General features: G+C 70.5%; 23 protein-coding genes. 11 read left to right on the forward strand and 12 right to left on the reverse strand.

Annotated elements, in window-relative coordinates:
* The 9 genes from AMYTH_RS47085 to AMYTH_RS0116980 all read right to left on the reverse strand — a co-directional run bounded on the left by AMYTH_RS47085 (window position 1) and on the right by AMYTH_RS0116980 (window position 8,995).
* Complete coding sequence (locus tag AMYTH_RS47085) at window positions 1–792, reverse strand: creatininase family protein (RefSeq protein ID WP_051362709.1); 792 nt, start codon at window positions 790–792, stop codon at window positions 1–3.
* Complete coding sequence (locus AMYTH_RS0116945; protein WP_027931336.1) at window positions 785–1,552, reverse strand: amidohydrolase family protein; 768 nt, start codon at window positions 1,550–1,552, stop codon at window positions 785–787. The genes AMYTH_RS47085 and AMYTH_RS0116945 overlap by 8 nt, the downstream gene beginning before the upstream one ends.
* Window positions 1,549–2,535, reverse strand: a complete 987-nt coding sequence (locus AMYTH_RS0116950; RefSeq protein WP_027931337.1) for an ABC transporter ATP-binding protein — start codon at window positions 2,533–2,535, stop codon at window positions 1,549–1,551. Before AMYTH_RS0116950 ends, AMYTH_RS0116945 begins: the two co-directional genes overlap by 4 nt.
* The gene (locus tag AMYTH_RS0116955) at window positions 2,525–3,583 is read right to left on the reverse strand and encodes an ABC transporter permease (protein WP_051362710.1); all 1,059 of its coding nucleotides are present in this window, start codon (window positions 3,581–3,583) and stop codon (window positions 2,525–2,527) included. The genes AMYTH_RS0116950 and AMYTH_RS0116955 overlap by 11 nt, the downstream gene beginning before the upstream one ends.
* Window positions 3,580–4,431: an ABC transporter permease gene (locus tag AMYTH_RS45095; protein ID WP_084022613.1), complete on the reverse strand. Its 852-nt coding sequence runs from the start codon at window positions 4,429–4,431 to the stop codon at window positions 3,580–3,582. Before AMYTH_RS45095 ends, AMYTH_RS0116955 begins: the two co-directional genes overlap by 4 nt.
* Entirely contained in the window at window positions 4,428–6,116 is a 1,689-nt protein-coding gene (locus tag AMYTH_RS0116965; protein WP_084022614.1) for an ABC transporter substrate-binding protein, read from the reverse strand. Before AMYTH_RS0116965 ends, AMYTH_RS45095 begins: the two co-directional genes overlap by 4 nt.
* 91 nt (window positions 6,117–6,207) lie before the next feature.
* Window positions 6,208–7,002, reverse strand: coding sequence for an N-acyl homoserine lactonase family protein (locus AMYTH_RS0116970; protein ID WP_051362711.1), 795 nt, complete (start codon window positions 7,000–7,002; stop codon window positions 6,208–6,210).
* Window positions 6,999–7,769: an ATP-binding cassette domain-containing protein gene (locus AMYTH_RS45100; protein WP_051362712.1), complete on the reverse strand. Its 771-nt coding sequence runs from the start codon at window positions 7,767–7,769 to the stop codon at window positions 6,999–7,001. Before AMYTH_RS45100 ends, AMYTH_RS0116970 begins: the two co-directional genes overlap by 4 nt.
* Window positions 7,766–8,995 (reverse strand): metal-dependent hydrolase family protein, encoded by a 1,230-nt coding sequence (locus tag AMYTH_RS0116980; RefSeq protein ID WP_027931341.1) that lies wholly within the window; start codon window positions 8,993–8,995, stop codon window positions 7,766–7,768. Before AMYTH_RS0116980 ends, AMYTH_RS45100 begins: the two co-directional genes overlap by 4 nt.
* Window positions 8,996–9,027: 32 nt before the next feature.
* On the opposite strand from AMYTH_RS0116980, the gene AMYTH_RS45105 reads away from it, so the two are divergent.
* From AMYTH_RS45105 to AMYTH_RS0116995, 3 genes are all read left to right on the forward strand, one after another.
* On the forward strand, window positions 9,028–9,504 hold the full coding sequence (locus tag AMYTH_RS45105; protein WP_084022615.1) for a cytidine/deoxycytidylate deaminase family protein: 477 nt from the start codon (window positions 9,028–9,030) through the stop codon (window positions 9,502–9,504).
* Between the two features lie 200 nt (window positions 9,505–9,704).
* On the forward strand, window positions 9,705–10,187 hold the full coding sequence (locus tag AMYTH_RS0116990; protein ID WP_027931342.1) for a hypothetical protein: 483 nt from the start codon (window positions 9,705–9,707) through the stop codon (window positions 10,185–10,187).
* The gene (locus AMYTH_RS0116995) at window positions 10,180–11,064 is read left to right on the forward strand and encodes a hypothetical protein (RefSeq protein ID WP_027931343.1); all 885 of its coding nucleotides are present in this window, start codon (window positions 10,180–10,182) and stop codon (window positions 11,062–11,064) included. Before AMYTH_RS0116990 ends, AMYTH_RS0116995 begins: the two co-directional genes overlap by 8 nt.
* A 4-nt stretch (window positions 11,065–11,068) precedes the next feature.
* On the opposite strand, the gene AMYTH_RS0117000 is transcribed toward AMYTH_RS0116995, so the two are convergent.
* Together AMYTH_RS0117000 and AMYTH_RS0117005 are read right to left on the reverse strand one after the other, a co-directional pair.
* Entirely contained in the window at window positions 11,069–12,634 is a 1,566-nt protein-coding gene (locus AMYTH_RS0117000) for an AMP-binding protein (RefSeq protein WP_037322576.1), read from the reverse strand.
* Complete coding sequence (locus tag AMYTH_RS0117005; RefSeq protein ID WP_228684830.1) at window positions 12,634–13,521, reverse strand: NAD(P)H-dependent flavin oxidoreductase; 888 nt, start codon at window positions 13,519–13,521, stop codon at window positions 12,634–12,636. Before AMYTH_RS0117005 ends, AMYTH_RS0117000 begins: the two co-directional genes overlap by 1 nt.
* Window positions 13,522–14,053: 532 nt before the next feature.
* On the opposite strand from AMYTH_RS0117005, the gene AMYTH_RS0117010 reads away from it, so the two are divergent.
* From AMYTH_RS0117010 to AMYTH_RS0117040, 7 genes are read left to right on the forward strand one after another with little or no spacing between them, the layout of a single operon-like run.
* Window positions 14,054–15,052: an ABC transporter permease gene (locus AMYTH_RS0117010; RefSeq protein WP_167344597.1), complete on the forward strand. Its 999-nt coding sequence runs from the start codon at window positions 14,054–14,056 to the stop codon at window positions 15,050–15,052.
* Window positions 15,053–15,092: 40 nt separating this feature from the next.
* Window positions 15,093–16,169: a sugar ABC transporter substrate-binding protein gene (locus tag AMYTH_RS45110; protein ID WP_051362714.1), complete on the forward strand. Its 1,077-nt coding sequence runs from the start codon at window positions 15,093–15,095 to the stop codon at window positions 16,167–16,169.
* 26 nt (window positions 16,170–16,195) lie between these two features.
* Entirely contained in the window at window positions 16,196–18,397 is a 2,202-nt protein-coding gene (locus tag AMYTH_RS45115; protein ID WP_228684832.1) for an ABC transporter permease, read from the forward strand.
* A gap of 9 nt (window positions 18,398–18,406) precedes the next feature.
* Window positions 18,407–19,528: an SMP-30/gluconolactonase/LRE family protein gene (locus AMYTH_RS0117025; protein ID WP_051362715.1), complete on the forward strand. Its 1,122-nt coding sequence runs from the start codon at window positions 18,407–18,409 to the stop codon at window positions 19,526–19,528.
* Window positions 19,525–21,072, forward strand: a complete 1,548-nt coding sequence (locus AMYTH_RS0117030) for a sugar ABC transporter ATP-binding protein (protein WP_051362716.1) — start codon at window positions 19,525–19,527, stop codon at window positions 21,070–21,072. The genes AMYTH_RS0117025 and AMYTH_RS0117030 overlap by 4 nt, the downstream gene beginning before the upstream one ends.
* Before the next feature lie 55 nt (window positions 21,073–21,127).
* Window positions 21,128–21,796 (forward strand): TetR/AcrR family transcriptional regulator, encoded by a 669-nt coding sequence (locus AMYTH_RS0117035; RefSeq protein ID WP_027931349.1) that lies wholly within the window; start codon window positions 21,128–21,130, stop codon window positions 21,794–21,796.
* 50 nt (window positions 21,797–21,846) lie between these two features.
* Window positions 21,847–22,176: a DUF6191 domain-containing protein gene (locus AMYTH_RS0117040; RefSeq protein ID WP_410468316.1), complete on the forward strand. Its 330-nt coding sequence runs from the start codon at window positions 21,847–21,849 to the stop codon at window positions 22,174–22,176.
* A gap of 137 nt (window positions 22,177–22,313) precedes the next feature.
* Here the strand turns inward: AMYTH_RS0117040 and AMYTH_RS0117050 are convergent, their stop codons facing one another.
* The gene (locus AMYTH_RS0117050) at window positions 22,314–22,673 is read right to left on the reverse strand and encodes an STAS domain-containing protein (protein WP_027931351.1); all 360 of its coding nucleotides are present in this window, start codon (window positions 22,671–22,673) and stop codon (window positions 22,314–22,316) included.
* Window positions 22,674–22,798: 125 nt separating this feature from the next.
* On the opposite strand from AMYTH_RS0117050, the gene mftD reads away from it, so the two are divergent.
* The gene (gene mftD, locus AMYTH_RS0117055; RefSeq protein ID WP_020418891.1) at window positions 22,799–23,980 is read left to right on the forward strand and encodes a pre-mycofactocin synthase MftD; all 1,182 of its coding nucleotides are present in this window, start codon (window positions 22,799–22,801) and stop codon (window positions 23,978–23,980) included.
* Window positions 23,981–24,108: the final 128 nt, after the last annotated feature.

Here is a 24,108-nt window from a genome sequence, read left to right on the forward strand (position 1 = left end):
TCATCGCGGCTGCGGCCACGGTTCGGCCACCGCGGCGGCCACCGCCCGCGCCGTCGTCTCGATGCACCGCGCGGTCTCGGCGGCGCCGTGTTCGGCGGTGGCCTGGTCGATCTCGCGGCCCCACACGCCGCTGCGGCTGACCTGGTCGGTGCGGTAGTCCCAGAAGCTGTCCACGTCGGTCAGCGACACCACGCGCTCCATGTGCACCGCGTCCGGGTCGATGTGCAGCATCAGGGAGGTCTCGAAGAAGTTCGCGTGCATCAGCGCCCGGCCGTAGGTGACCCGGCCGTCCACTTCGGACCCGGGGTACATCGTCACGTACGCCAGGTAGCGGACGCGGGCGTCGTCGTAGCGGGTGCGCAGCTTCTCCGCCGACACGTCGAGCGCGCCGCCGTTCCAGGTGTGCCCGTTGAGCAGGATGAACTGCCGGAACCCGCACCGGTACAGCGAATCGATCACGTCCTCGACCAGTGCGATCATGGTCTCCGGGCGCAGCGCGATCGTCCCGGGCAGCCCGCCGTGCGAGCCGGACACGCCGTACTGCAGGGCCGGCACCACCGGCACGCCGGTCAGCGCGGACACGCCGAGCGCGACGTGAGTGGTCACCTCGGTGTCCACGCACAGCGCCATGTGCTGCCCGTGCTGCTCGGTGGCGCCGACCGGGATGATGACGGCGTCGGTGGCCTGGACGACCTCGGCGGTTTCCGGCGCCGTCAGCCGTTCCCAGCGCACCGGGGCGCCGCTGCCGCCGAGTTCCGCGGCCAGTTCCGGGGAGACTTCGGGCTCACGCATCGGCGATCCCCAACAGCCGCGCCATGTTGCCGCCCTCGACCAGCGCGCGGTCGGCGTCGTCGGTGATGGCCTTGCCGATCTTCATCCGCTCCAGGTCGAAGTCGTGGCCCGGCCATTCGGTGCCCATCAGGATCTTCTCCGGCCCGAGCCGCCCGTAGGCGCGCCGCACGTCGGACAGCAGGGTCGCCGAGGTGTCCAGATAGACGTTGGCGTTGCGCTCGGCCACGGTGATCGCGTCCGGCACGTTCCACACCGCGCCCATGTGCGCGATGATCGTCGGCACCCCCGGGAAGCCCTTCGCGATCTCCTCGATCGCCAGCGGGTGGCAGAACGGGTCGTCCAGCGCGTTGACCAGCACGATGAGCCCGCGATCGGCACACACCCGGTAGACCGGGTCGAGCAGGCCGTGATCGGAGAAGAAGTAGCCGTGCAGCGTGGGATGCAGCTTCAGGCCGGGCAGTCCGGCGTCGGCGATGCGCTCGACCTCGGCGATCGCGTCGTCGTCCTGCGGGCGGACCTGGCCGAACCCGAACAGCCGCTCCGGGAACTTCGTGCTCAGCTCGATGATGAAGTCGTTTTCGATGCGCTGCGCGAGCGAACAGACCATCGCCTTGTCGACACCGGCCGCGTCCATGCGTTCGAAGAGCCGGTTCGGGTCGAACGGCGTGTGCGGCGGCGGCGCCTCGCCCGGCTTGACGCCGGTCAGGTAGTCCGAGCGGCCACGCTCGTTCTGCGCGGTGTTGTACGCGTCGATGATCAACGGGTCTCCTTCGTGTCCAGCCAGCAGCGGTAGCCCCGCCCCGGCCCCAGTTCGCGCATCGGCGGCGCGTCGGCGCACGTGTCGTGCTGGTGCGCGCACCGCGCGGCGAACCGGCATCCGGTGACGGCCGCGGTGGCGGCGGTGAACACCGGCACCGAGCCGGGGATCGTGGCCAGCCGCTGCGCCTTCGGCCCGCGCAGGCGCGGGATCGCGCCGAGCAGGCCCTGCGTGTAGGGGTGGCGCGGCGCGGCCAGTACCTCGGTCACCGCGCCGGTTTCGACGATCTCGCCGACGTACATCACGCTGACCTCGTCGGCGTACTGCGCCACCACGCCGAGGTCGTGGGTCACGAGCAGCACGGCGGTGCCGTAGTCCTGGCACAGCGTGCGCATCAGCCGCAGGATCTGCGCCTGGATGGTCACGTCCAGCGCGGTGGTCGGCTCGTCGGCGATCAGCACCTTGGGGCGGCAGGCCAGCGCGATCGCGATCATCACGCGCTGCCGCATGCCGCCGGAGAACTCGTGCGGGTAGGCCCGCGCGGCCTTCTCCGGGTCCGGGATGCCGACCTCGTCGAGCAGGCCGACGGCGCGGCGGGCGGCCTCCCGCTTGCCGAGCCCGTCGTGCAGCCGCACCATTTCGGCGATCTGCCTGCCGACCCGGTGCAGGGGGTTGAGGCTGGTCATCGGGTCCTGGAACACCATCGCCAGCTCGCTGCCGCGCAGCCGCCGCAGCCCGTTCTCGGACAGCGCGGCCAGGTTCTGCCCGCCGTAGCCGATCTCGCCGGAGATCGACGTGTTCCGGCCGCGGCTCAGGCCGAGCACGGTCAGCCCGGTGACGCTCTTGCCCGAGCCGGACTCGCCGACCAGCGCGTGCACCCGGCCGGGCGTCAGCGCGAGGTCGACGCCGTCGACGGCGAGCACGCGGTCGTCGCCGGCGCCGAAACCGACGCGGAGCTCGCTGATGGTGAGGGCTTCAGTGGGCACGGCGGGTCCTCGGGTCGATGGCCAGCACGGCGAGGTCGACGATCGCGTTGACGAGCGTGAACATCAGCCCGATCGCGAGCGCGGTGCCCTGCACCAGGAAGTAGTCGCGGCGGTTGACCGCCTCCACCAGCAGGCTGCCGACGCCGGGGTAGGAGAACACCGCCTCCGTGATCACCGCGCCGCCGAGCAGCGAGCCGAACTGCAGCCCGGACACGGTCAGGATCGGCACCGCGGCGTTGCGCAGCACGTGCCCGAGCGCGATCCGCCGTTCGGACAGGCCCTTCATCCGGGCGGTCCGCACGAACCCCTGCGCCGACGCGGTCAGGTAGGCCTCCCGCGTGATGCGGCAGACGAACCCGGCGCTGGTCGCGGCCAGGGTCAACGCGGGCAGCGTCAGGTGCTCCAGCCACGGCCCGATCAGGTCGAACCGGCCCTGCAGCACCGAGTCGAGGAGCACGAAGCCGGTGGTGGGCTCGTAGTCGACGGTGTTGGGCAGGCGGCCGAAGATCGGCAGCCACTCCAGCCACACGCCGAAGACCACGATCGCCAGCACGGCGAGCGCGAACCACGGCAGGCTGAACCCGACGGTCGCGCCGCCGCGGATCACCGAGTCGATCCAGGTGTTCCGGTGGCGGGCGGCCAGGATCCCGGTCAGCACACCGACCACAGTGGACACCACTGCCGCCGCGACGGCCAGCTCGACGGTCACCGGCAGCGCCGCGCCGAGCAGCTCGGCGACCGAGCGCCCGGAGTAGAACGACTCGCCCAGCCGCAGGTGCACCAGCCCGTCGAGGTAGGTCCCGAACTGCGACCACAGCGACCCGTCGAGGCCGAGGTTCTGCCGCATCTGCTCGATGTCCTGCGGGGTGGCGCCGTTCATCGTCGCGGTCAGCAGCTGCGCCGCGTCGCCGGGCAGCGCGCGCACGACGAGGAACACGACCACGACGACCACGAACGAGATCACCGGCACCAGCAGCAGCCGTCGCAGCACCGGCGACTTCACCAGGCCCGCACCCCGCCTCGGCGGGGCCAGTTCAGTGACGCTCATCGGCGGCTCCCGGTGTCGAAGGCGTCGGACAGGTCGTCACCGGCGAAGTTGCAGGCCACCGCGAACACGGTGATCAGCAGGCCGGGCACCAGCACCAGCCCCGGGTTGGAGAACATGAACTCCTGCCCCGCCTTCACCATGTAGCCCCAGTCCGGGGTGGACGCGTTGAGCCCGAGCCCGAGGTAGGACAGCGCCGAAGCCAGGCCGGCCGCGACGGCGAGCGTCGACGTCGCCTGCACCAGCAGCGATCCGGTCAGGTTGGGCAGGATCTCCCGGCCCAGCACCGTGGCGCGGGAAACCCCCAGCGCCCGTGCCGAGCGGACGTAGTCCTGCGTGCGCTCGCGCAGCGTCAGGTTGCGGGCCAGCCGCGCGAAGTACGGGACCTGCGAGATCGTGATCGCGATCGTCATGTTGACCGCGCCGCCGCCGAGCACCGCGACCATCAGGATCGCCACCAGCACCAGCGGGAACGCGAGCACGATGTCCATCGCCCGCATCACCGCGGTGTCCGCGCCGCGGCCGAAGAAACCGGCGACCATGCCGAGCGCGGTGCCGATCACCGTGGCCAGCGCGGTGCTCGCGATCGACACCAGCAGCAGCGGCTGCCCGCCGTGCAGGAGCCGGAGCAGCTGGTCGCGCCCGAGGTCGTCGGTGCCCAGCAGGTGCCCCGGCGAGAACGCGGGCAGCAGCTGATCACTGGTCTGCGCGAGCGGGTCGCCGGGGATCACCAGCGGGCCGATCAGGATGACCACCGCGTACAACGCGAGCACCGCCCACGCGGCCGCGGCGAGCGGGCGGCGCGCCAGCCGCCGCCGCGACCAGCGTCCCGCCACCGGGATGGCGATCATTCCGCGAAACCCGCCTTCTCCATCTGCATCCGCTGGCTCGACAGCGCCTCGGGGTTGATCTCGCCGAGCTCGGCGCTGCCCGCCACGATGTTCTGCGCGTGCACGACCATCGAGATGGCCATGAAGTTGTCGGCGAAGAACCGCTGCGCCTCGGTGTAGGCGGCCTTGCGCTGCTCCGGGTCGGCCGTCTGCAGGCCGCGCACCAGCATCGCGTCGAGCTGCTTGACCTTGTCCGGGTCGAGCGCGGCGTGGCCGGTGCCGCGGTTGGCGTAGCTGCCCGCCGAGGACAGCATGTTGTTGACCAGGTCCTCCGGGTCGGGCACGTAACCATTGCGTTCCCACAACGCGATCTGGTGGCCCTTGAGGTCGAACACCTTGCCGGAGAACGTGCCCGGGTCGAACAGCCGCACGGTGGGCACGAGCCCGATCACCTTGAGGTTCTCCTCGAGGATCTGCGCGGCCTTGGGGTACCAGTTGTTGTTCTGCGCGATCAGCTCCACGGCCCGGCCGGTGGCGCCGGCCTCGGTGATCAGCTGCTTGGCCTTGGCGACGTCGGTGGCGGTCAGGTCGGCCAGCGACTCGTCGTAGCCCACGTGGCCGACCGGGAGGATGTAGCCCTTGGGCGCGTTGGCGTAGCCGAAGAACGCGTTCTGCGCGATCTGCGCGCGGTCGACGCACAGGTTGACCGCCTGCCGGACGCGGATGTCGGACAGGGCCGGGTCGGTGGTGTTCATCAGCAGGAACACCGCGAGCCGGCGCGGGGTGTCGTAGACCTTGACCTTCGGGTTGGCGGCGAGCGACTTCGCCGAGGAGTGCGCGACGAAGGAGGACGCGGTGATCTGCCCGCTCTGCAGGCCGGCGTTGAGCGAGGACGGGTCGGTCACCTGCTGCAGCACCAAGCGGTCGATCAGCGGGCGGCCACCGAAGTAGCCATCGTAGGCCTCCAGCGTGACGGACTGCTGCGGCACCGCCGAGACCAGCTTGAACGGGCCGGCGCCGACCAGGTTCTGGCCGATGTTCGCGCCGTACTTGTCCAGCGCGGCGGCCGAGATGATCCGGGTGGAGATGTCGGTCAGGCGCGAGAGGAAGGTCAGGTCCGGCTGGTTCAGGCTGATCCGGAAGGTGCGCTCGTCGACCGCGCGGACCTCGGTGATGCTGCGGTTGGTCGAGCCGCGCAGCGGGCGGGTCGAGTTCGACGGGCGGGACGGGTCCTGGTCGAGCAGCTGCCGGTTGAACGACCGCACGCAGTCCTGGGCGGTGAAGACCGAGCCGTCGTGGAAGGTGACGCCCTGGCGCAGCGTGAAGGTGAGCGTCTTGCCGTCGTCGGAGATCTGCGAACTCTCGGCCATCGCCATGGCCGGTGTGGTGGTCTTGAAGTCGATGGTGGTCAGACCGCGGCACACGCAGTCGACGGCCATCCAGTCGCCGAGTGTGGTGTACACGGCGGGGTCGAGGACGCCGTTGGTGCCGTCGATGGCGAAGGTGACGGTGCCGCCCTTGCGCAGCTTGGCCATCTCGCCGTTGGCGCCGCTCTCCCCGGTGCTCTGGCTGCACGCGGTCAGGAACGCGCCGAGCGGCATGGTGGCGAGACCGACAACGCCTGCCCGGACGAGGAAGCCCCGTCGGCTGAGCGCGACCGGCAGGATCGGCCGACCGTCCTCGTCACGCATTGGCTTCTCGCTCATGGGGGTCCTCCACTGGGGCCGGGCAGTGCGGGTGGGGTACGGCAAGACACTAAGCAGATTGGATCCACTTCTCTACAGTTCGGATCCGTTGTTAACGCGCTGGATACAATCCGCGGGTGCGCCAGACGGGCCAGTCCGGGTCGTGGCCGGGCCAGACCTCGACGCCGTCGAGCCGGTCCAGCTCGTGTAGGCGCTCCACGGACCGTTGCGCCGCACGGGGATCGGCCGCCCAGCCGCAGCGGCGCCGCGCGGTGATGTTGACGCGCAGGTCGGCCGCGTCGCAGGCCAGCACGACGGTCGTGCCGGGCAGGTCGACGCGGAACGACTGGTGGCCGGGCGTGTGCCCGCGGGTGTCGAGCGCGCTCAGCCCGGGCGCGAGCACCGTGTCACCGTCGATCAGCCGGATGTCCAGCCCGGGCCGCAGGTAGTCGCCGGGCGCGTAGGCGTCCGCGCGGGTCGCGGTGGCGGCGAACTGCCATTCCGCGCGCTGCAGGACCACCGGCGGCCCGTGCTCCAGCAGCCGCAGGCCGCCGGAGTGGTCCAGGTGCAGGTGGGAGATCGCGCAGCCGGCCAGCCGCGGCCAGTCCAGCCCGGCGTCGCGGACCTGGTCGGCCAGCGGGTCGCCGGGCGGGACGACCGCGGTGTAGCTGTCGTAGTTGTACTGCGCGGCCCGGCGTTCCGGGTCGCGCACGGTGTCCACGTTGAACCCGGTGTCGAGCAGGACCCACGCGCCGCCCGGGTACACGACCGCGGCCGCGGTGACCGGTTCGAGCAGGAACCGCGCCGGATCACCGCCCTCGACCGACATCGCCTCCGGGATCGGCTCGTAGCCGAGCACGAACGGGTGGAGGCCCAGCGGGTCGCCCTTGACGGCGAACAACGTCACGACGCGAGGGCGCCGACGACGTCCGGGTCCGGCACGGCCTCCAGCAGCGCGCGCGTGTACTCATGCCGCGGGTTCGCGACCAACTCCTCGGCGTCACCGGATTCGACCAGCTCACCCTGGTACATCACCGCCACCCGGTCGGCCATGTGCCGGACGACCGCGATGTCGTGCGAGACGAACACGATCGACAGGTCCAGCTCGGCCCGCAGGTCGCAGAGCAGGTTGAGCACCTGCGCCTGCACCGAGACGTCCAAAGCGGACACCGGCTCGTCGGCGACCAGCACCTTCGGCCGCACCGCGAGCGCGCGGGCGAGCACGACCCGCTGCAGCTGACCGCCGGAGGCCTGCGACGGGTAGCGGTCGAGGAACGACGCGTCCAGGCCGACGTGGGCGAACAGCGCGGCCAGCTCGTCCCTGGCCGGCAGCTTGCCGGTTCGCGCCGCGGCGGCTTCCGCGACCGCGCGGCCCAGTTTGCGGCGCGGGTTCAGCGCGCTCGCCGGGTCCTGGAACACCATCTGCAGGTCCAGCCGGACCGCGCGCGGCAGCCTGAGCTTCGGCGACAGCGGGGTGCCGTCGTAGACGATCTCGCCCGCGTGCAGCCGTTCCAGCCCGACCATCGCGCGGCCGAGGCTCGACTTGCCCGAACCGGACTCCCCCACCACGCCGAGGGTTTCGCCGGGGCGCACACCCAGGCTGACCCCGCGCACCGCGTGCTTGGCGCCGTAGGTGATGTGCACGTCGCGTGCTTCCAGCAGGTACTCGCTCATGCGGTGGGTCTCCTCGTGTCCTTGGCGATCCGCCCGTCCTTGACGACGAGCACGACGTGGTCCGGGTCGGACAGCAGTCCGATTCCGGTGAGCGGGTCGCCGTCGGCGACCACGAGATCGGCGCGCTTGCCCGGTTCGACGGTGCCCAGCTCGTCCGCTACGCCGCAGAGCCGGGCGGCGTTCGCGGTGCCGGCGACGATCGCGGCCATCGGGCTCAGGCCGAACTCGACCAGCAGGGCCAGCTCGCGCAGGTTCGACCCGTGCGGGACGAGCCCGGCGTCGGTGCCCAGCGCGACCGGCACCCCGGCGGCGAACGCGGCGGCGAGCCGTTCGCGAGCGGCGGCGGTCCACCGGCGGCGCTTGTCCAGCACCCACGGCGCGGTGTCCGGCTCCGGCTCCCGGGTCAAAGTGGACAGTGTCGGCACCAGGAAGGTGCCGCGGGCCAGCATCTCCTCGATGGTGCGGTCGTCGACGAGGTAGCCGTGCTCGATGCTGCGCACGCCGGCCACCACGGCGTCGTGGATGCCGGAGCCGGCCTGCGCGTGCGCGGCCACCGGCACGTTCCCGTGACGCTCGGCCTCGCTGACCACGGCCTTGATCTCGTCGAAGGTGAGCCCGCCGTGCCCCGGCTCGCCGCGCGGGCTGCTCATCCCGCCGGACGCGGCGATCTTGACGCAGTCGGCGCCCTCCTGCAGCACCGCGCGGGTGGCGCGGACGAACTCCGCGGGCCCGTCGGCGACCACGCCGCCGCCGGAGCCGCCGGTGAGGTCGACGCCGTTCGCGCTGCGCCAGTCGCCGTGGCCACCGGTGATGCTCAGGATCCGGATCGCGGCCTGCACCCGCGGCCCCTCGACCAGCCCGCGCTCGACGGCGAGCTTCGTGCCGAGATCGGCGCCGGAGAGGTCGCGGACGGAGGTGACCCCGGCGTACAGGGTGTCGCGCAGGTTCGGCACGGACTGCAGGACGCGCAGGCTCTGCGGCGCGGTCATCCGGTCGATCGCGGAGCCCTCGCCCGGCCGCATCGTGAGGTGGGTGTGGCAGTCGAAGAAGCCGGGCAGGATCGTGCCGCCGGCGACGTCGATCGTGGTGTCCGCCTTGGGCGCGTGAACCCGCGGCCCGGTCCAGGTGATGAGGCCGCCTTCGACGAGCACGGCCGCTTCGTCGAGCGGGGGTCGTCCGGTGCCGTCGACGAGCCGGCCGCCGGTCAGCAGGACCGGGCCGGTCACTGGACGCTCCAGCGGAATGGGATCCTATTCGTATGGAATTGTATCCCGGAGTGATCGACACCGACCTCTGGCAGCACGCGTCCGGCCTGCTCGCCCGCACCTACCGGCACGAACGGCACGAGGTCGCGGCGGCGCTGCGAACCCGGGGCGGGCACGTGTTCACCGGCGTGCACGTGGCGGGCTCGGCCGGCCGGTCGTCGATCTGCGCGGAGGGCATCGCGCTGGGCGCCGCTCTGACGGCGGGCGAACGCGAGGTGGAGGCCGTGCTCGCGGTGCTCTACCGCCCGTCCGGGACGATCCGCGTCATCGCGCCGTGTGGCCTGTGCCGCGAACTCTTGTACGACTACTGCCCGGACGCTTCCATCTACATCCACGAGGGCAGCACGCCGGCCGCACCCGGCGGCGAGGTCACCGCGGTCGGCTTCAGCGCGGCGGCGCCCGCTCCCGGCGTGGCCCGGCGGGTCCTGGTCCGCGAACTGATGCCCGGGAAGAACCCCCGCGCGTGGTGATCGGAGCAAGGCCGGGCCTCCCGTGATCGAGGATGACGGGTCCACGATACGGAGCTGGATCCTGATTTCTCGTTTTAGGATCCAATGTTTACATCGTGGACACAAACGGCGGATTCACCCGAAGGGACTAGCAAACTGCTGTATCAGGTGGCGTTCCGTGCGCGTCCTGTAAGCAAGAACTCCCTCCGGGACGGTGAACCATGCGGAGGTATTACGGAGCGTTGTTGCTGGCCGCGGCCCTCGCGGGGTGCGCGGGCGGGTCGCCGATCCCCGGCGAGCAGACCGCGGACAGCCCGGCCGACACCACCACCACAACCGCGGCGACCGGTGAGACCACCGGCACGACGCCCACGAGCGGGCACACGCGCACGTCGAAGAACGAACCGCCCGGGGTGCCGGGCAGCCCCATCAACTACGACAGCACGGTCCGCGCGGCGGGACCGACCAGCGCGCAGGGCGCGATCCTCCGTGAGCTCGCGGAGTTCTGCGGCCCGGACCGGTGCGGTGTGCGGGTGCGGATCGTCGGCTCCGGCGAGTGCGTGCCGGACATCTCGCCGGACCCGGTGTACCCGGGCGGGACGATCACCATCACGGCTGCCCCGTGCGAGACCACGGACGAGACGACCACGGAAGAGTCCACATCGGAGGAATCCGCTTCCGGCACCACCGAGTCCGGTGGCTAGGACCCGGCTGTCGCCGCCCCGCCCCCGGACGCCGCCGCAGACCGGACCGGCCAGAGCGCTGCGGGTGGTCGGCACGCTGGCCGCGAACGCGACGCTGCTGACCGGCCTGCTGTACTACTTCGGTTTCCTTACCACGCAAGTGTTCTTCAGCTACTTCCGCGTGCACTACACGCTGCTCGGCCAGACCACGCCGGAAATCCTGGCGCGCGGGGTGGACGGGCTGCTGCTGCCGATCGCCGAGATCTCCGCGGCGGTGTTCCTGGTGCTCGGGGTGATCCGCTTCCTGCGTTTCCGGCTGTCGCGGCGGGCCTGGCAGACCCTCCTGCGCCGGGCGACGCCGGTGGCCGCGGTGCTGGGCGCGGCGCTGCTCGCGGTGACGTTCGCGATCGCGCTGAACCCGGTGCCCTACCGGCGGTTCACCGCGCTGCCCGGTCTGGGTTTCGCGCTCGCCGTGGTGCTGCTGATCTTCGCGTGGCGCCGGTGGACCGCGCCTGCCGGCAGCGCGCTCGGCGTGGCGGAGTGGCTGGTGGCCTACGCGCTGGTGACGTTCGGCCTGTTCTGGGCGGTCGCCGACTACGCGGGCCAGGTCGGCGTCCGGCGCGCGTTCGAGACGGAGCAGGCGCTGCCCGCCCGCCCCGCCGTGGTCCTCTTCAGCGCCCAGAAGCTCAACCTCCCGGGCGAGGTGCACTGCCCGGCCCCGGACGGCGCGTTCCAGTACCGCTACCCCGGGCTGAAGCTGCTGCTCCAGTCGGGCGGCCAGTACGTGCTGGTCCCGGACGGCTGGCGCCGCCCCGAGGACGCCACGTACCTGCTCCCCCGCACGAACACGGTGTGGCTGGAGTTCAGCCCGCCGGGCACGCCCGCCGCCGGGTGCTGACGCCTCAGCCGATGCGCCTCCCCTGCCCGGCCCAGTACGGGGCACGCAGCGACTTCTTGTCCACCTTGCCCGACGCGTTCAGTGGCAACGCGGACACGAAGTCCACCGACTTGGGCGCCCACACGCTCCCCTTGTGCTCCTTGACCAGAGCGATCAGCTCCTCGGCCCCGACATCCGACCCGGGTTTCGGCACCACGACCGCCTTGACCGCCTCACCCCACTTCGGGTCGGGCACGCCGAACACCGCGCACTGCGCCACCGCGGGGTGCTGCGCCAGGACGTCCTCCACCTGCCTCGGGAAGACGTTGAACCCACCCGTCACGATCATGTCCTTCTTGCGGTCGACCAGGTAGAGGTAGCCGTCGTCGTCGAGGTAGCCGATGTCGCCGGAGTGCACCCAGCCGTCGCGGATCGCCTCGCTGTCGAGCGCCGGATCGAGGTAACCGACCATCTGCCCCTCCTGCCGGGTGCAGACCTCGCCCACGTCCCCGACCGGCAGGATCCGGTCGGACTCGTCCTGGATGCTCATCTCGACGTGGAACATCGGGCGCCCGGCCGACGCCAGCCGGGCAGCCTCCTCCGGCGTGCCGAGCCGGTGGTCCTCCTTGCGCAACGTGGTCATGAACCCCGGCTCGTGACCGGCGTAGGTCTGCACGAAGATCGGCCCGAGCGCGGCCAGCGCCTGGCGCAGGCGTTCCGGCGCGATCGGAGATCCGGCGTAGACGACCGTGCGCAGCGACGAGAGGTCCGTGTCCGCCAGGCGCGGGTGGTCGAGCATCAGGTACAACGCGGTCGGCACCACCGCGGTCGCCGTGACGCGCTCCTTCGCCACCGTCTCCAGCAGCAGGTCCACGTCGAGGGAGGGCAGCATGACGTTCGTCCCACCGCGCATGAACGTCGGCAGCACGAACGCCCCGGTGAAGTGCGTGAGCGGCGCGCCGTGGGCGAACACCTCGCCGGGGCGGGCGTCGGCGATCTCCAGACCGGCGGTCACGATGTAGTGCGACCAGGCCTCGTGCGTGTAGACGACCCCCTTGGGGGTGCCCGTCGTGCCGGAGGTGAACGCGACGTAGGCGAGGTCGTCCGGCCCGGGCTCGGGGACCGGCGTCTCGGTCGGGGCCGCGCTGAAGACCATCCCGTAGTCCCACGTGTCCGCCAGGTCCTCCCCGGCGCCCAGCCGGACGTAGCGCCGGATCCCCGGCAGCCGCGCGCGGAACTTCCCGACCACGGGCTCGAACTGGGCGTGATAGACCAATGCCGACGCTCGCGACTGTTCCAGGAAGTAGGCGAGGTCCTCGGCCGAGGCCCTGGCGGGCATCTGCACCGTCGCCGCGCCCGCCTTCCAGATCCCGTGCTGCGTCGGGATGAACTCCAGGCAGTTCGGCATCAGCAGTCCCACCCGGTCGCCCTTCCGCACCCCGAGCTCGTGCAGGCCGTTGCCGACGCGGTCGGACCACTCCCGCAGCTCCCGGTACCGGATCCGGCGGTCACCGTCCACGACGGCGACCCGGTCCGGGTAGTACGCGCAGGCACGGTCCAGGACGCTCGGCAGCGTTCCCCACAACGACATCAGGACTCCTTTCCGGCCGCACAGGCCTCGGCAAGGGGATCGACGGGAACGGCCCGGAGGGCCGAGGTGTATTCCGCCCGGATCGACTCGACCAGGTCGGCAACGCTCTGCACGCGGTGCACGCCGTGCGCGCTCTGGCCGGCGGGCCAGGCTCGCGGCTGCTCGAGCAGGGTCCGGAAGTCGAACCCGGTGCGATCCGGGCTGTCGCCTGCGGCGGCCAGCGAAGCGGCGAGGAAGTTGGCGGGCAGCCCGCTCGGGCCGCGCGACTGCACGATGTCGTCGAGGGAGGCGTCCACCAGCGCCTGCCGGTAGTCGTCACCGGCCAGGCTCTCCTCCGTGGCGATGAACCTGGTGCCCATGTAGGCCAGGTCCGCGCCGAGCAGGCGAGCGGCGAGCAGTGCGACCCCGTCGCCGACACCACCGGCGAGGACGACGGGCCCGGTGTAGCGCTCCCGCACGGCGCGGACGAAGGCGAACGGGCTGTTCCACCCCGTCTGCCCACCGGCCCCCGAAGTCAGCAGCACGAGCCCGTCCGCTCCGGCGGCCAGCGCCCGGTCCACGTGGCGCAGGGTCGCGACGTCGGCGAACACGAGCGCGCCGGCGTCGTGCAGCGGTCCCACCACCGGCTCCGGGGAACCGACGCTGGTGATCACCACCTCGACGCCGTGCCGTACGAGGCAGTCCACGTCCTCCCGCAGCCGGGTGTTGGACCGGTGCACGACCAGGTTCGGCGCCACCGGCGCGGCCGCGGCGGGCAGCGCCGCCCGGATCAGGGACAGCCACCGGTCGAGCTCGGCGGGGTCGCGCGCGTTGTGCGTCGGGAACGAGCCGATGACGCCGTGCCGGCAGGTGGCCACGACGAGAGCGGGGCCAGAAACGGCCGTCATGGGCGCCGCGATCAACGGCAGGCGCAACCGCGGGACCCAGGAAGAGGGAAGCATGCAGTTTTCTCCGAGCAACGGTGACCGGCAGGAAAACGAATTGACGAATTCGACAAAAGGGAATCAGCGCGACGGTGAATGCGTCACACCGCTCCCTGTCGCGTCCGTGAACACCACTGGCTATCTAACGCCCGATAAGTAGGGCACGCACCGATCCGTTTGTCAAGTTCGCCCTGCGGACAACCCGGCTCACCGCGTCGACACGATTGAACCTTTGACCATTCAGGACTGAAACTTCCCAGCACAGCAAGGCTTTACGCCGCCGCAACGGCGGTCCACAGTGCGCCCGACAGCGATCCACGAGACCGAAGCGTTACTCGATCACGCCGCCGGCCGCGTCCGCCGTCCTCACCCCAACGGGTGGTAACCCGCTCCCGGCGACCACTGGGACTTGTCTGGAAAACGAACCCGTGTATCTTTTCCGTCAATCCTATCTAGTGCTCGCTAGGCACCTCGCGCATCGGACAATGGAGTAGCGATGAGCGCAGTTCTGTCGAGGTCGCGACCGTCATTCACGAACCGGATTTCCCAGGAGCGGGTGGTTCTCTTCGTGGTCGTGGCCCTGTTCGTGGCCTTCAGCCTGACCCTCGACGGGTTCCTCAACGTCGACAACCTGGTCAACCTGGTCCGCAGCGTCTCCTCGCTGGGGATCTTCGGGGTGGCGATGGCGGTCGTGGTGATCGCCAGGGGGATGGACCTCTCCCTCATCGCGTCGATGGGCGTGGCCACCGCGGTCGCGATCCAGCTGATGCGCACCCCGGTCAGCACACCGGTCGCCCTGCTCGTCGGGCTCGGCATCGTCGTCATCATGGGGCTGCTCAACGGGTTCCTGATCGCCTTCGTCGAGATCCCGGCCCTGTTCGCGACGCTGGCCTCCGGCCTGCTGGTGTACGGCCTCGCCCGCACCACCGTCCTCGACGGACTGATCGCGGAACTGCCCGGTGACCGCGAGTTCGTCCTGGCACTGGGCCAGGGCACGGTCTTCGGGATCCCGGTCCCCATCATCGTGTTCGCGGTCGTCGCCGTGCTCGCCCAGCTGATGCTCTCCCGGACCCGCGGGGGACGCTTCATCTACGCCCACGGGGACAACGCCGGCGCGGCCGCGCTCACCGGCATCGCGGTGCGCCCGCTGACCGTGTTCGAATACACCGCCAGCGCCGCGATCGGGTTCGTCGGCGGCCTGGTCACCGCGGGCGCCGTCGGCGGGCTCAACACCCAGGTCATCGACGGCTCGCTGATCTACGACGTCCTGCTCGTCGTGGTGGTCGGCGGGATCAGCCTCGTCGGCGGCCGCGGCAGCGTCGCGAGCGTGGTGGCAGGCACGGCGTTGATCGGGATCATGCTCAACGGCATGACGATCATGAACATGAACACCCACGAACAGGACATCGTCAAGGGTCTCATCCTGCTGGCGGCGCTGGTGCTGGACAACCGGCTGCACCCGCGCGACGAAGAGACCGTTCGCCAGGGCGACTGACCGCCCCCAGACATCCACCGAAGGACAAGGAGGTCCTCCCATGCGTCCACTTCGCACTCGCGCGGTCCGCGCACTCGCATTCGGCGCCGCCGCGATGCTGATCGCGACCGGCTGTTCCACCGGCACCAGGGCGAACTCGACGTCGGCCGCGGCAGGTCAGATCCCGCCGACCGCGTCCGCGGGCGAGCTGCGCGACCACGCCCTGCAGAGCATCGAGGGCAAGACCGTCGCGTTCGTCCCGGTGGGACTGGGCACCCCGCTGATGGAGGAGTGGAACCGGCAGATGGAGAGCGGCTTCAAGGCGGCCGGGCTGAACTACGTCCTGCGCGATCCCAACTGGGACACCGCGAAGCAGGCCGAAGCCGTGCAGTCGCTGATCAACGAGAAGCCCGCCGTCCTGGTGGTGCACAACTTCGACGTGCAGATCCTCGCCAAGCTCATCCAGCAGGCCGAGCAGGCCGGGATCTACGTCATCCAGATCAACATGGTGAGCAACTACAAGTCGGACGCCTTCGTCGGCGCCGACACCATCGACCTCGGCCGCCGCATCGCCACCGACATCGTCGGCGAGTGCGGCGCGCACACCCCCACCTCACACGAGGTGCAGATCGTGCAGGGCGACGCGACGTCCGGGTTCACGCTCGACGTCATGGCCGGCGCCAAGGAGGTCTTCGACCAGCACCCGGAGATCAAGATCGTCTCCACCCAGGCGGCCAACTGGGACCGCACCAAGGCGCACGACATCACCGCGACGGTGATCCAGCAGCACCCGAACCTGTGCGCCAGCTGGGGTTTCTGGGACCAGATGCAGTACGGGTCGGCGGCGGCCATCAAGGAGGCCGGGAAGCTCGGTCAGGTCAAGGTGTTCACCTCCGACCACAGCTCCATCACCTGCGAGGGCATCCGCGACGGGATGTTCCACCAGTCCTACGGGTACTCGGTGCCCACGCAGGGCACGGACATCGTCGCCATCGCCAAGTACCTCCTGCAGTCCGGTCAGGCACCCGGCACCGCCCGCATCGCCGACTACACCCCGCTGGTGAAGATCGACAAGTCCAACTGGAACCAGCCGAACATGTGTTACGACGGCAAGAGCGACGGGCTCACCGTTTCCTGACCCCGCCGCCACCGAGAGGGACCGCCATGACGGCAAGTACGGAAGTCCGGCCCGTGCCCGCCCGGCGCAGGCCACCGGAGCGCAACGTTCTGGAGAACGAGAACCTGGGCACCCGGTTGCGGCACCTGCGGTACCGGTTCTCCCCGCAGCAGCTGTTCGCCGAGCTCTTCGAGAAGCGGTGGATGGAACCGGCGATCCCGCTGGCGATCCTGGTCGGCGTGATCGTCTTCTTCTCCTTCGCCGCACCGGGTTTCGCCACGACGGCGAACCTGCTGTCCTCGGCGACCGAGCTCGCCGAGATCTCGCTCGTCTGCCTCGGCATGGCGATCGTGATGATCTCCGGCGGGATCGACCTGTCCGTCGGCTCGATGTTCGGGCTGTGCAACATCGTGGTGCTCCTGCTGATCACCGTCGTGGGTGTGCCCGTGGTGCCGGCGATCCTGCTGACGATCGTCACCGGCGCGGTCCTCGGCTCGGTGAACGGGTCGATCGTGGCCTACCTCAAGGCGCGGCCGTTCCTCACCACGCTCGTCACGCTGATCATCTTCCGCGGTGTCCTCAACCTGCTGGACCTGCACTACTCGGCGCAGACCGCCACGGTGTTCCTGATGGACCCGGTGTGGGACTGGTTCAGCACGGGCAAGGTGGCCGGCATCCCGTTCAGCTTCGTCACGCTGCTCGTGGTGCTCGTCGCCGGTCACCTCCTGCTCAGCCGGTCCCGGTTCGGCTGGCACGTCACCGCCGTGGGCGCGAGCCGGCGGGCCGCGCGGCACGCCGGCATCCGGGTGGAACGCGTCCTGCTGCTGGGTTACGTCATCTCCGGCGCGCTGTGCGCGCTCGCCGGTGTCTTCTACGCCGCGCGCCTGGGCAGTGCGAGCGCCCGCGTCGGCGAAGGGATGGAGCTCAGCGTGCTGACCGCGGTGATCCTCGGCGGCATCAGCCTGTCCGGCGGCAAGGGCACGGTGTGGCGGGCGTTCATCGGCGCGGCCACGATCAGCCTGCTCGGCAAGGGACTGCTGCTGATGGACGTGGGCGGCGAAGTCCTGCAGACGGCACTGGCCATCGTGCTGATCATCGCGGTCGGGCTCGACACCAAGTGGGGCAAGAACCGCGGCAAGGCGATCCAGAAGACCTACGTCAACCCGACCCTCGTCGAGTACGGCACCCCTCCCGACGTCCGGCCGGGCTCGGGCAGCCCGTACGAGATCAACGACCGGCTCGGCGACGCCGAGGAGATCGGCCTGGGCGAGGTTGAAGGCCCCGAGGACGTCATCCTCGACGACCAGGGCCGGATCTACTGCGGCACGCGGCAGGGCTGGATCCTGCGGTTCTCCGGGGAGGGCTACCGCGAACGCGAGGTGTTCGCGCGCATCGGCGGGCACCCGCTCGGCCTGGCCTTCGACGCGGCGGGCAACCTGATCGTGTGCGTCGGCGGCATGGGCCTGTACTCGGTCTCGCCCGACGGCAAGCACCGCAAGCTCTCCGACGAGACCAACCGGACGTGGACCCGGCTGCGCGACGACTCGAGGCTGCGCCTCCCCGACGACCTCGACATCGCTCCGGACGGCAAGATCTATTTCAGTGAGGCCACCAACCGGTTCGAAATGGCCGACTGGGTCCTCGACGGCATCGAGGGGCGGCCCAACGGGCGTCTGCTGTGCTACGACCCGGCCACGGGCAAGACCCGCACCGCGGTGCCGGACCTCGTCTTCCCCAACGGCGTGTGCTGCGCCCACGACGGCGAATCGGTGCTGATCGCCCAGACCTGGCTGTGCCGCATCCTGCGGTACTGGCACAGCGGCCCGAAGAAGGGCCGGCTCGAGGTGTTCATGGACAACTTCCCCGGGTACGTGGACAACATCAACCGCGCCTCCGGCGGCGCCTACTGGGTCGCGATCTGCGGTATGCGCTCCCCCGCCTACGACCTGGCGATGCGCATGCCGAAGTTCCGCCGCCGCATGATGAAGCGCATCCCCCGCGACGAATGGCTCTACCCCAGCATGAACCACGGCTGCGTGGTGCGGGTGTCGGAGCGGGGCGAGGTGCTCGACACCTACTGGGACCCCGGCGGGAAGAAGCACTCCACCATCACGTCGATGCGCGAACACGACGGCTACCTGTACATCGGCGGGCTGGAGAACAACCGCATCGGCCGGATCAAGCTGCGCCAGGCGCCCGCCGCGGCCGCCGGCGAGGCCCGCGAGACGCGCCACGCGTCGGTGAGCTGAGGAGGAACCGTGCCACGAGCAGAAGCGTGGGAACTGGTCAAGGAGTTCCTGTTCCCCGGCCGGTCCGGCGCCAGGGCCATCCCGCCGCTGGACGGTGGGCTCACCCCGAACGACGAGCTGGACCGCATCGAGGAGTCGATCGACGAGCTGCCGGAACCCGACGACATGGTGCGGGACGCGTTCGGGTCGCTCTACGTGACCACGGCCGACAAGGTGGTGCGGCGGTACGGGCTGAACTTCGCCCACCACGAGATCGCCGCCACCGTGCCCGGCGACGCGGGCGCGATCACCGTCGACCACGAGGGCGGGCTGCTGGTGTGCGTCGCGGGTCTCGGGCTGGTCCGCATCGACCAGGGCGGCGGCACCGAGGTCCTCGTCGACGCCGACGCCGACGGGGTCCCCACCCACTGCCTGACCGACGTCGTGGTGGCCGGCGACGGGACGATCTACCTGACCGACGGTTCGTCGCGCCACCACGGCGGGGACTGGGTGCGCGACCTGATGGAACAGAACACACTGGGCCGGCTCCTGCGGCACGACCCACGGACCCGGCGCACCACCGTGCTGGCCCGCGACCTCGCCCATCCCAGCGGGGTGACGCTCACCGCGGACGAGAACTCACTCGTCGTCAGCGAGGCGTGGTCGCACCGGCTCGTGCGGTACCCGCTGGCGGATCCGGGCCGGGCGGAGGTGCTGCGGGACAACCTGCCCGGCTATCCGGGCCGCATCAGCCCGGCCTCGGGGGGCGGGTACTGGCTCGCGGTGTTCGCGCTGCGCACCCAGCTGGTCGAGTTCGTGCTCACCCAGCGCGACTACGTCAAGGAGATGATGCGCACGATCGAACGGGACCTGTGGATCCGTCCCGCGTTGCGTGGCCTGGACTCCGGCCTGGAACCGTTGCAGGGCGGCCAGATCCGCAAGCTCGGCGTGATCAAACCGTGGGCGCCACCCCGGTCCTACGGGCTGGTGACCCGCCTGGACCCGGACGGCTACCCGATCCGCGGCATGCACAGCCGCGGCGGCGGACGGCGGCACGGGGTGACGTCGGTGAAGCAGTACGGCAACCGGTTGTTCGTCGCGGTCCGCGGCGCCGACGAGGTCCTGATCACGAGGGCGGGTGACGCGCGATGAGCCAGTCACTGGTGGAGCAGCTCGACATCGATCCGGCCGGCGACGGCACGCTGCTCGTCGACATGGCGAAGGTGACCAAGACCTACCGCGGGGTGCACGCCATCCACGAGGTCGACTTCGACCTGCGCGCCGGCGAGGTGCACGCGCTGGTCGGCGAGAACGGCGCGGGCAAGTCGACGCTGTGCAAGATCCTCGCCGGCGCGGTGCAGCACTCGAGCGGGGTGGTGCGAATCAGCGGCGAGGAGGTCTCGTTCCGGCGCCCGCACGAGGCGCTCGACCACGGCATCGCGATGGTCTACCAGGAGACGAGCCTGGTGCCGACGATGACCGCGGCGCAGAACATCGAACTCGGCCACGAGAAGCTGCTGACCCGGTTCCGCTCGCTCAACATCGGGGCCCAGCAACTGCTGCAGTCGATGAACTTCCACGTCGATCCGACGGCGTACGTGTCCAACCTCGGCGCGGCGAAGAAGCAGATGGTGGAGATCGCGCGGGCGCTGCGGACCGGCGCCCGGATCGTCATCTTCGACGAGCCGACCGCGAGCCTCACCCCCGAGGAGACCCTGCACCTGTTCAACGTGATCGAGGACCTCCGCAACGCAGGCCTCGGCATCATCTACGTGTCCCACGCGCTGGAGGAATCGCTCGCGATCGCCAACCGCGTCACCGTCCTGCGCGACGGCAAGCGGGTGGCCTGCCTGGACGCGAAGCAGACGTCGCCGGACGAGATCGTCAAGTACATGGTGGGCAGGCCGCTCGACGGGGCGGTGCGGAACCGGCCCGCCGCGCCTGATGGCCACGTCCGGCGCCGGCGGGTGCTGGAAGTCGAGAACCTGATCCTGGGCAACGTCGTGAAGAACATGTCGTTCTCGGCCTACGCCGGGGAGGTGCTCGGCATCGCCGGGCTGATCGGCAGCGGCCGGACGGAGACGGCGAAGATCGTCACCGGCGCGCTGAAACGCAACCGGATCCACGGCGGGCGGGTGCTCCTCAACGGCAAACCGGTGCGCTACCGGGTGCCGAAGCAGGCGATCGACGACGGCATCGTCTACATCACCGAGGACCGCAAGCTCGACGGCTTCTTCGAGACGATGACCGTCGCCGACAACATCTACCTCGGTTACCTCGCCTCCCGCCGGGGCCGCAGGCAGTGGCTGCTGTCTGGCTCGCAGCGCAAGCGCATCGCCGGCGAGTGGTCGGCGAAGCTGCGCATCAAGGCGATCAACGCGGACGCGAAGATCGTCGAGCTGTCCGGCGGGAACCAGCAGAAGGTCGTGGTCGGCAAGTCGCTGGTCGCCGAGCCCGAGGTGGTCATCTTCGACGAGCCGACGCGCGGCGTCGACGTCGGCGCGATCGACGAGATCCGCCACCTGATCCGCACGCTCGCCGACGAGGGCAAGGCCGTTATCGTCATCTCCTCGTACCTGCCGGAGATCCTCGCCGTGTCCGACCGCATCCTGGTCACCAGGTTCGGCCGCGCGGTCGCGGAGTTCAGCCGCGCGGAGGCGACGCAGGAGAAGATCATGTACGCCGCGATCTACTGAGGCGGGGCGTAACCTTGGCAGACACCGGCAACGGACGAAAGTCGGGTGGACAGGCGTGAAAGCAGCAGCGAGGAAGACCCGCCCCGCGCGGGGCGGGCGGGGCGACTGGCGCAATTTCGAGCCACTCGACCTGACCCCCCTGCTGGCCGCGGCGCTCCAGGCGTTCTACGAGCGCGGGTTCTACGGCACGTCGGTGCGGGACATCGCCCGCAGGGTCGGCCAGACGGTGCCGTCGCTGTACTACCACCACGAGAACAAGGAGGGCGTGTTCGTCGCGCTGCTGGAGAAGGGCACGCTCGAGGTGGCGTGGCGGGCGCAGGCGGCGGTGGACGACGCCGGCGACCGCCCCGACCTGCAGTTCGTGAACATGATCGAGGCGGTCGTGCTGTACATGACGCACCGCGTCAAGCTGGCCACCTTGGACGTCGAACTGCGCTACCTGTCGTCCCCGAACCGCAGGCGCTACGCGGCCATCCGCAAGGAAGTGGAAGACCTGCTGGTCCGCGTCGTCACCGACGGCACGGTGCAGGGCTTCTTCACGGTGACGCAGCCCGCGGAGACGGCCCGCGCCCTGCTCGGCATGTGCCAGTCCATCGCACGCTGGTACCACCCCACGGGCCCGATGACTCCTGAGGAGGTCGCCCGGCGCTACGTCGACATCGCGTTGATGAGCGTGGGGGTCCACGAGCGCCCGAAGCACCTGGAGGGTGTTCCCGCCGACTGAACAACGGCTGTTCCTCAGCTCCGACGAGAGGATCATCGACCGCCCTCACGGTGTCCGCGGGACGGAACCGCGCCGCGTGGTCGCTCGTTGTAGGCCTCGTGGACCCGGTCGAGACCGTGATCGCGTGGGGGATTCCCGGCGGGACGTTGCTGCTGGTCGCCGTGGGGACCGTCGAACTGATCCGAAAGAAGCGGGGCAAGCGGACGGGCACCCCGCTGGCCGCCACGTACGCCGATGAGGTGACGGCGATGTTCTACGGCACCAAGCGCCTCGAACTGGAACACCGCGACTCGATGTCGATGATGCGCGAAGAGGACGCCCAGGGCGCTCCCCCGGCCCTCGACCTCGAGCGTGGCGTCATCCGCCTGCGACCGGAGTAGGGGCTTAGCTCCGCAGCAGGTGCTCGCAGTGCCTGCCGATGGCGAGCGTGGTCAGCGCCTCGATCTCGCCCGGGTCGGTCTGGAAACTGCCGAACGCCCCGTGCAGGAAGTCCATCCGCACGTGGCGGCGCGCGAGGTCACCCCTCGGCCAGGGCCTCCTCGCGCGTGGTCCACAGGCGCACGACCTCGCCGGCCCCGGTGATCTCCAGCGGCCGCCGCGTGAAGCCGGATCCGACCACCACGTGCACCTTCCCCGGCGCCTCGGCGCCCGCGGCCAGCACGACCGCGATCCCGGCCGACGCCAGGAAACTCACCTCGGTCAGGTCGATCACCAGCCGCTGCGGGCAGGCACGCGCGGCGGGCAGGGCGACGGCCTCGAACGCGGGCGCCGTCAGGTGGTCGAGTTCGCCCGCGACACGCACGAGCGTCGCGCCGGGCAGGTGCTCCACGTGCACGTCCACGTGCGCGACGGGCTCGTTCGGCTGGAAGGTGGACACCGTTCGTATCTAACCGCGACGAGCTGACCGCGCAAAGCCCGGTCTTGCGTCCGGCGAACCCGTGTGGCCTAATATGGCATCAAGTGCCAAAATGGTGTCCCTCATCGGCGAGGCGGAGTGGCGAGATGTCCAACGGTTGGTTCGAGACGGTGGCCGAAGCTCAGCGGCGGGCCAGGAAGCGGCTGCCGAAGTCGGTCTACGGCGCATTGGTGGCGGGATCCGAACGCGGGATCACGGTCGACGACAACATCGCCGCGTTCGCCGAACTCGGCTTCGCCCCACACGTCGCCGGGCTGTCCGACAAGCGTGAGCTGGGCACGACGGTGATGGGCCAGCCGATCTCGCTGCCGGTCGTCATCTCCCCCACCGGTGTCCAGGCCGTGCACCCCGACGGCGAGGTGGCCGTGGCGCGCGCCGCGGCCGCGCGCGGCACCGCGATGGGCCTGAGCTCGTTCGCCAGCAAGTCCATCGAGGAGGTCGCGGCGGCCAACCCGCAGACCTTCTTCCAGATGTACTGGGTCGGCAGCCGGGACGTGCTCGTGCAGCGCATGGAGCGCGCCAGGGCCGCCGGCGCGGTCGGGCTGATCATGACGCTGGACTGGTCGTTCTCCACCGGACGCGACTGGGGCAGCCCGGTCATCCCGGAGAAGCTGGACCTGAAGGCGATGATGCGGTTCGCGCCGGAGGGCATCACGCGGCCGAAGTGGCTGTGGGACTTCGCGAAGACACGCAAGCTGCCCGACCTGACCACCCCGAACCTGACCCCGCCCGGCGGCACGGCCCCGACCTTCTTCGGCGCCTACGGCGAGTGGATGCAGACGCCGCTGCCGACGTGGGAGGACGTCGCGTGGCTGCGGGAGCAGTGGGGCGGGCCGTTCATGCTCAAGGGCGTCATGCGGGTGGACGACGCCAAGCGGGCCGTGGACGCCGGCGTCACCGCGATCTCGGTGTCCAACCACGGCGGCAACAACCTGGACGGCACACCGGCCCCGATCCGCGCGCTGCCCGCGATCGCGGACGCCGTCGGCGGCGACGTCGAGGTGCTGCTGGACGGCGGCATCCGGCGCGGCAGCGACGTCGTCAAGGCGATCGCCCTCGGCGCGAAGGCCGTGCTCATCGGCCGCGCGTACCTGTGGGGCCTGGCGGCCAACGGGCAGGCCGGGGTGGAGAACGTGCTGGACATCCTCCGCGGCGGCATCGACTCGGCCGTCCTGGGCCTCGGCAAGACGTCGATCCACGACCTCACCCGCGACGACGTGGTGATCCCGCCTGGCTTCGAGCGCGCCCTCGGGGTGCCGAAGAGCTGAGCCACCCCGGCGGCGGGCTTCGAGCGGACGAGCCCGCCGCCGGGGTTTCCAACCTAACCGGCTTGCAGCCGTTCCCGGCCCGTGCCGGTCAGCAGCCGGATCAGCGTGTTCATCCGCTCGTCGTCGTG

Source organism: Amycolatopsis thermoflava N1165, from assembly GCF_000473265.1.
GTDB classification, from domain to species: domain Bacteria; phylum Actinomycetota; class Actinomycetes; order Mycobacteriales; family Pseudonocardiaceae; genus Amycolatopsis_E; species Amycolatopsis_E thermoflava.